Source organism: Micromonospora sp. KC207 (genome assembly GCF_004348615.1).
Classification (GTDB): Bacteria; Actinomycetota; Actinomycetes; order Mycobacteriales; family Micromonosporaceae; genus Micromonospora.
Genome location: NZ_SMKJ01000009.1, coordinates 38,238 through 45,575, shown reverse-complemented (window position 1 = coordinate 45,575; position 7,338 = coordinate 38,238). Strand labels below are relative to the sequence as shown.

At 75.0% G+C, this 7,338-nt stretch carries 8 protein-coding genes and 1 pseudogene; 3 read left to right on the top strand and 6 right to left on the bottom strand.

The features are described from left to right. The 3 genes and pseudogenes from E1258_RS34255 to E1258_RS02300 form a co-directional block, all read left to right on the top strand. Window positions 1-231, top strand: a pseudogene (locus E1258_RS34255) (hypothetical protein); the annotation flags it as partial. Between the two features lie 20 nt (window positions 232-251). Then, window positions 252-905 (top strand): GTP cyclohydrolase II, encoded by a 654-nt coding sequence (ribA, locus tag E1258_RS02305; protein WP_132396353.1) that lies wholly within the window; start codon window positions 252-254, stop codon window positions 903-905. An 89-nt stretch (window positions 906-994) separates the two neighbouring features. Continuing rightward, entirely contained in the window at window positions 995-1,669 is a 675-nt protein-coding gene (locus E1258_RS02300) for a dihydrofolate reductase family protein (protein ID WP_256370950.1), read from the top strand. Between the two features lie 72 nt (window positions 1,670-1,741). On the opposite strand, the gene E1258_RS02295 is transcribed toward E1258_RS02300, so the two are convergent. The 6 genes from E1258_RS02295 to E1258_RS02270 form a co-directional block, all read right to left on the bottom strand. Beyond that, entirely contained in the window at window positions 1,742-2,449 is a 708-nt protein-coding gene (locus E1258_RS02295; protein WP_132396351.1) for a MerR family transcriptional regulator, read from the bottom strand. A gap of 201 nt (window positions 2,450-2,650) precedes the next feature. After that, on the bottom strand, window positions 2,651-3,373 hold the full coding sequence (locus tag E1258_RS02290) for an aspartate/glutamate racemase family protein (RefSeq protein WP_132396349.1): 723 nt from the start codon (window positions 3,371-3,373) through the stop codon (window positions 2,651-2,653). Then, on the bottom strand, window positions 3,370-4,677 hold the full coding sequence (locus E1258_RS02285) for an FAD-binding oxidoreductase (RefSeq protein ID WP_132396347.1): 1,308 nt from the start codon (window positions 4,675-4,677) through the stop codon (window positions 3,370-3,372). The genes E1258_RS02290 and E1258_RS02285 overlap by 4 nt, the downstream gene beginning before the upstream one ends. 10 nt (window positions 4,678-4,687) lie before the next feature. Further along, a complete protein-coding gene (locus tag E1258_RS02280; RefSeq protein WP_132396345.1) occupies window positions 4,688-5,563 on the bottom strand; it encodes a family 3 encapsulin nanocompartment shell protein in 876 nt (291 codons plus the stop codon). A 31-nt stretch (window positions 5,564-5,594) separates the two neighbouring features. Continuing rightward, the gene (locus E1258_RS02275; protein WP_132396343.1) at window positions 5,595-6,440 is read right to left on the bottom strand and encodes a class I SAM-dependent methyltransferase; all 846 of its coding nucleotides are present in this window, start codon (window positions 6,438-6,440) and stop codon (window positions 5,595-5,597) included. A 69-nt stretch (window positions 6,441-6,509) separates the two neighbouring features. After that, window positions 6,510-7,337 (bottom strand): SDR family NAD(P)-dependent oxidoreductase, encoded by an 828-nt coding sequence (locus E1258_RS02270; protein ID WP_132396341.1) that lies wholly within the window; start codon window positions 7,335-7,337, stop codon window positions 6,510-6,512. Window position 7,338: the final 1 nt, after the last annotated feature.

The following is a 7,338-nucleotide window of genomic DNA, read 5'->3' as shown; positions in this document are numbered from 1 at the left end:
GGGGTGGCCGCGTGGGCGTTCGGCGCTGCCGGCCTGACCGCCGCCCAGGGCGTCGCCGCCGCCACCGTGTACGGGGTGCTGGCGCTGGTGGCGAGCCTGCCCGGTGCCGTGGTGCTGCTGGTCCGCCGGTTCCCGCCAGCCCCCTCCAGCGCCGGGGCCGCCGTGCCTGCGGCCCCCCGTGCCACCGCCCGGACCGCCTGGTGGGCGTCGCGCACCGGAGTGAGCGGTTGACCGTCCGACGAAGGAGATCGATGTCCGGAGCACTGCCCGTCGCGACCATCCGTACCGAGGTGCCGGTGCCGCTGCGCTTCCCCGACGGCTACACCACCACCGCCCGGGTGTTCTCGTTCCACGGGCTCGTCGACGGCCGGGAACACCTCGCGTTCGGGCTCGGCGACTGGTCGGTCGCGCTGGACCGGGCCGCCGTCGGCGGGCCGCCCCCGCTGGTCCGCCCGCACAGCGAGTGCCTGACCGGGGACGTGTTCGGCAGCCAGCGGTGCGACTGCGGGCCGCAACTGCGCGAGGCGGTCGAGCGGATCGCCGACGCCGGCGGGCTCCTGCTCTACCTGCGCCAGGAGGGACGCGGCATCGGCCTGTACGCCAAGCTCGACGCGTACGCCCTGCAGGACGCCGGGATGGACACCTACGAGGCGAACGAGGCGCTGGGCCGGGGTGCGGACGAGCGGGACTACACCGTCGCCGCGCAGATGCTGGTGGCTCTGGGCGCCGGCCGGGTGGCCCTGCTCAGCAACAACCCGGACAAGGCCGAGCAGCTACGCCGGCTCGGCGTCGAGGTGGCCGAGCGGGTGCCCACCGGGCTGCACCTGTCCGCGGCCAACGCCGGGTACCTCGCGGCCAAGGTGGACCGGGCCGCCCACACCATCGACCTTCCGTTCGTCCGGTGACCGCCCCGACTCCGTCGGACGCCGGACCGGTGCCCGGGCCCGAAGCCACCGCAGCGCCCGGCGGGCGACCGCCGCCGGAGCGGCCGTACGTGCTGCTCAGCTGCGCCATGTCCATCGACGGCTACATCGACGACGCCACCGACCAGCGGCTGCTGCTGTCCAACGAGGCGGACCTGGACCGGGTCGACGCCGTGCGGGCCGGCTGCGACGCGATCCTCGTCGGCGCGGCTACCGTCCGGGCCGACGACCCGCGCCTGGTGATCCGCTCACCGGAGCGCCGGCGGGAGCGAGCCGCTCGGGGTCTGCCGCCGTCGCCGACGAAGGTGACCGTCACCGGAAGCGGTGACCTCGACCCGGCGGCCCGGTTCTTCACCGTCGGTGACGCAGACCGGATCGTCTACTGCGCCACGTCGGTGCTGTCGGAGACCCGGCACCGGCTCGGCGCACTGGCCACGGTCGCCGACGGCGGCGAGCCGGTCGCCCCCCGCCGGGTGCTGGCCGACCTCGCCGCCCGGGGGGTGCGCCGGCTCATGGTGGAGGGCGGGGCGGCCGTGCACACCCTGTTCCTCGGCGCGGGCCTCGCTGACGAGCTGCACCTGGTGGTCGCCCCGTTCTTCGTCGGCGACCGCCGCGCGCCGCGCTTCCCCGGCGAGGGCCGGTTCCCGTGGCATCCCGGCCGCCGCGCCGGCCTCGCGGAGGTCCGCCAGATCGGCGACGTCGTCCTGCTGCGCTACGCGCTCTCCGGTCGCTGCCCCGACGCCTGATCCGGCCCGCGGGCGCGGCGGGCCCGCTCCGACACGGTGCACAGGCCCGGACGCTGGCGGCGCGCCGCACCGTCAGTCGGCCGGTGGGGACACGTGCTCCGCGAGTCGCACGGCGGCGGTGAGCATGGCCCGGCCCCGGTCGGCGAGCCGCCGCCGCCAGTTGTCCAGGGACGCGGCCAGCGGTTCGGTGCCGGCCGCGTCGCGGACCTGCCGCACGACCGTGGCGATGTGGTCCAGCTGGTAGCCGCCGCGCCGGAGCAGATGGGCCAGTTCGGCGTCGCGGACGTCGTCGGCTGAGTACAGCCGGTAGCCGGTGGCGGAGCTCCGGCGCGGCGCGAGGACGCCGGCCCGCTCCCACTTGCGCAGGGCCGCCGACGTCACGCCGATCCGGCGGGAGAGGCCCCCGATCGCCAGCGGACGGTCGGGTCGGCTCGCCGCTGGTGGCCCCGTGAGCAGGCCCACGGCCACTTCGACGGCGTCGAGCGTCTCGCGGTCGCGCAGTAGCTGGGCGTGGCTGCGGTCGATCGCCCGCAGCGCGGTGTCCAGGTCACCGGCGTTGACGGCGCGCATGATCTCGCCGCTGGTGGCGTACCCGTGCGCCGGGATCAGCGCCAGGTAGGCGCGAAGCGCGCTGGCGTGTGCGGTCGTGTAGACGCGGTAGCCGCTGGGCGTGCGCTGGGCCGGGGGCAGCACCCCGTCGCGCTCGTAGTTGCGGACGGACTGCGTCGAGATGCCGTGCTCCCGCGCGAGGTCGGCCGGCCGGTAGGAACTCCTGCCCACCTGTCCTCCCGCTGGATACTCAGCACCGGCAGCACCTCCCGGCTGCCAGCCACACCCTCGCCCGGGGTACGAACATACGGCAGAGGCCCACGGCTCGTTCTCCGCCTCTCAACGCCCGGGGCCGATGACCTGGGGGCCGGCTTCGAGGAAACTTGGCGTAGCCGCCCCGCGCTCAGCACACCGATGTCGCGGGTGGTGTTGTCACACGCGCCTACCACCGAACCTCGTCACCCGGGCCCGGTACGGGCGGCGGGTGAGCGTGGCGTGCAGCATGTTCGTGAGCGTGACGATGTCGAACACCGGCAGGCCGAGCCGGGCCTGGATGGTGTGCGCGAACGGCACCAGGTCGGTGCACTCGATCACCAGCGCCCCGAGGTCCGGATGCGCCTCGGCGAGCCGCTCGACCCGGTCGAGCACCTCCCGTTCGAGCCGGTCGGCGTCGAGGGCGTCGCGACGGCCCTCCAGCATCACCTCGCGGAACTCCGGCTGGCCGGCCATCCCGGTCACCCGTACCGGCACCTGTTCCGCGCCGATCGCGGCGAGGTGGCGCGGGGTGAGCGCGGCTTCGTCGGCGACGAGCAGCCCGACCGGCCGGCCGACCGTCCGGTGCGCCATCGGGAGCTGGAGCAGGCTGGACGACCACAGCGGCACCGACACGGCGGCGGCCAGTTCGGCCTGGAACAGCACCAGGAACCCGCACGCGCCGGTGATCCCGGCGACCCCGGCGGCCTCCAGGTCCCGCGCCGCCGCGACGAACGGCTCCAACAGCGTCGGGTCGGCCTTCCGGACCAGCCGTTGCGGCGTGGCCCCCTCGACCACCCGGTAGACGACGGGAAAGTCGAAGGTGGCCGGGTTGCGGATGTGCCCGGGGATCTTCTCGAAGGAGGTGTCCAGGCACAGCACGCCGATCGGGGCGTCGGTCATCGGGTCCTCCAGGGAGACGAGCGGCGCCGCCAGCGGTCCACGGCGAATCCAGCGAGGTCCAACTCCGGGCGTTCGCCGCCGACGAGCTGGGCGACCAGCCGGCCGCCGGCCGGGGCCAGGCCCATCCCGATGTGGCCGTGCCCGGTGGCGACGCACACGTTCCGGTACGCCCCGGCGCGGCCGATCAGCGGCAGGCTGTCCGGCGTGCAGGGACGCAGTCCGCTCCACACCTGCACCCGCCGGTCGGTGTCCAGCCCCGGCAGGTACGACCGGACGGTGCGCACGATGCCGTCGATGCGGCGCGGCGAGACACCGGTGTCCATCCCGACCAGCTCCAGGGTGCCGGCCAGCCGCAGCCGGTCGCCCAGCGGCATGACAGCCACCTTGCCCTCGCTGAGCAGGATCGGCAGCCGGGGCGGGTGCTCACCGGCGGCGACGGTCACCGCGTACCCCTTGGCGGGCTGGAGCATCAGGTCGACGCCGAGCCGGCGGGCGCAGGCGACCGACCAGACCCCGGCGGCGATCACCACCTCGGCGGGGTACAGGTCGCCGCCGCTGGTGCGCACGGCCCGCACCCGGTCGCCGGCCACCTCGAAGTCGCGTACCTCCGTGTGGGTGCGGATGTCCACCCCGGCGGCCCGCAGCGCGTCGGCGAACGCGACCAGGAACGCGGGGATGCGCAGCGCGGCCCCCTCGGCGTTGAGCAGCGCCCCGGCGACGTCGAACTCGACGCCCGGTTCGAGGGCGGCCAGCTCGCCGGGGTCGAGCACCCGCAGCGGCACGCCCCGGGCCACGGCCGCCGGCACCGAGGCGCGGGCCGCCGCGAAGCCCTCCGGGGTCTTGCAGGCCAGCAGCATCCCCTGTGCGGTGAGGGTGTCGGCGAGCGGGCCCGCCGCGCACACCTCGTGCAGGATGGCGAGGCTGCGCTGCTTGAGGGTGAGCAGGACGTCGAACGCCGCCCGGGCGTCGTGCTCGGTGCAGCGCCGGCGGAAGTGCCACAGCCAGGCGAGCAGGGCCGCGTCGAGGCGGGGCCGGACGTGGAACGGGCTCTCCGGGTTCAGCAGGTAGCGCAGCCCCTTGGCCGGCACGCCGGGCTCGGCCAGCGGCGCGGAGCCCTGCGTGCCGACGAAGCCGGTGTTCCCCGACGAGCAGGCCGCCGGGTCGCCGACCTCGCCCCGGTCGACGACGGTGACCCGGTGGCCGGCGCGGGCCAGGAACCAGGCGCAGAACAGGCCGACGACGCCCGCGCCGACGACCAGCACGTCGGGGTCGTCGCCGGGTGGGCGCGGCGCGGGCGTCGACATCGCGGGCGGCCTAGAGGCTGACCACGAAGAAGCAGGTGGGCAGGTTGAGCACCACCCGCTCGTAGATCTCGGCGGTCAGCGCCACCCCGGGCTCGGCGAACGTGCCGGGCGGTGGCTCGGCGAAGGAGATCATCGACCGGCCGGCGTCGAACAGCAGCGCGCCGTGGCCGAAGTCGCCGACGATCGCGGTGCCCGGGTCGACCAGCCGGGTCCGGACGATGAACACGCCGTTCTCCTCGACGTCGCGCATCAGCGTGCCGGAGCCGAGCAGCCGGTAGTAGTCCGCCGGGTTGATGATCAGGCCGTCGGCGGTGCTGCCGTTCTGCTCCACCTCGTTGCAGGCCGACAGGATGGTGGAGCCGAACGGGCCCGCGTCGGTGAGCCGGGCGATGTCCGGCATGGTCAGCAGCCCGCCCTCGCCGCGCAGGATGGTGACGTTCTCGGCGGTGGCGAGCCGCACCACGAGCCGGTAGTTGATGAACTCCGCGAAGCTGGTCGGGTCGTCCCACAGCCCGTCCGGCACCTGCACCCACGCCTTGGTGGTGTGAAGCGGCGGGATCGGGGAGCGGTGGAAGTGGTTGGCCGCCTCCCGCCGCAGGTCCGCGCCGTCGACGGCCGGGTCGTCCGGGCGGGCGGGGCTCTCGTGCCAGTAGAACTCCTGCGGGTCGCGGGACAGGTCCACCACCTTCAGCATGTTCCGCGACGGGTAGCGCGGCTTGCGCCGGGAACTGGTCAGCGAGTCGGTGATGGTGACGTCGTAGTCGACGCGGGTGTCGAAGCCCCGCTCGGCGAAGGCGTCGACGAAGACCTGCCCCGGCGAGAGCTGCTTCTTCCGGTCCTCGACGACCTCGGCGATCGTGCGCTTGATGACGTCGGTTCGTTGCATCGGGCTCACACCTTCCGGTCGGGTCGGGTCGTCACTGCGCGGCGGGCTTGCGGGCGACGAACATGCCCCAGCCGAACTCGCCCCGGTCGATGGCGGCCTGGATCTCGCCGCAGGACGCGGCGAAGCCGAGGATCCACTCCCGGGCGGCCGGGTCGTCGGTGGTGGCGGCCCGCTGCCGGGCGGTCTCGCCGAGCACCCGGTACGTCTGCCGGATGTGGGTGTCGAGGCTGCGGGCGGTCAGCACCTCGAAACCGGCGGTGGTGAGCGCCTCGGTGTACCCGTCGAGGGAGTAGCCGCCGCTCCACCGCACCCGGTCGTAGACGTGCCGGCGGGCGGCGTCGCCGATCTCGGTGGTGGGCTGGAGGAAGTCGGTGATCGCGAGGATCCCGCCGGGGGCGAGCACCCGGTGCATCTCGGCGTGGCTGCGCGGCTTGTCCGGCACCAGGAACAGCGCGTCCTGGCTGACCACGTGGCTGAAGCCGCCCGGGGCGTACGGCATGGTGGTGGCCGAGCCGTGCCGGAAGGTGACCCCCGGCGTGCCCCGCTCGGCGAGCTTGGCCTGGGCGAACCGGACCCGTTCGATGCTCAGGTCCAGCCCCTCGCCCCGGCAGCCGGTCTGCCCGGCGAGCCGGAGCAGGAAGTTGCCGCAACCGCAGCCGACGTCGAGCACCGTCGATCCGGCGTCGATGCCCGCCTCGGCGGCCAGCCGGTCGGAGGTCCGGTCGGCGGCGGCGTGGTAGTCGGTGTCGGCGTTGTCGGCGAAGTAGCCGGTGTGCAGCACGCCTTCGCTGTCCCAGAAGCTGAGGTACGTCTGGGTGGTCTGGTCGAAGAACTCGGAGACGTCCCGCTCGGTGAACGTGGGGCTGGTCGTGGACATCGCGCACTCCTTCGTGCTGTGCCGCCGGCCGGCGTCGGCCGCCGCCGGGGAGGGGGGACGGTCAAGGGATCAGGCGTAGGTGTCCCTGCGGACGCCGGTGAGGTGCGGCAGGTCCGGGCCGGTGGCGCTCGCGCCGCCGTCGACCAGGTGCAGCCCGGCGGTGACGAACGAGGCCCGCTCGCTGGCCAGGAACGCGGCCACGGCGGCGACCTCCTCGGGGCGGGCCAGCCGGCCCAGCGCGCTGTGGTGGCCCATGGCGGCGAGCTGCTTCTCGACGTCGCCGTCGCCGGCGAGCCGGGCGGCGGCCCGCTCCATCGGCGGGGTGCGCACCGAGCCGGGGGCGAGCACGTTGACGGTGATCTGGTCGCAGGCCACGTCGACGGCGAGGCCCTGGGCGAAGCGGACCAGGGCGGCCCGGGTCATCCCGGACAGCACCAGCGGGGCGATCGGCACGGCGGCGGTCTCCGAGGCGACGAAGATCAGCCGTCCCCAGCCGGCGGCGCGCAGGTGCGGCAGCGCCGCGAGGGCCAGCCCGACCGCCGGCAGCAGCACCCGGTCGACGGCGGCCCGGTAGTCGGCGGCCTCGAACAGCGCGGCCGGACCGACCGGCGGGCTGCCGCCGCTGGCCAGCAGGACGTGCGCCCCGCCGAGGTCGGCGGCCACCCCGTCCACCCAACGGCGGGCCGCGTCGGCGTCGGTGACGTCCACGGCGGTTGCGCTGACCCGGCCGGTGGCCACCCCGGCCAGTTCCCGCTCGGCGGCGGCGAGCCGGTCCGGGTCCCGGCCGCAGATCGCCACGTGCGCGCCCTCGGCGGCGAACTCCTTCGCGCAGGCCAGCCCGATGCCGCTGGACCCGCCCGCGACGAGCGCCACCCGTCCCTCGAGCCCGAGATCCACT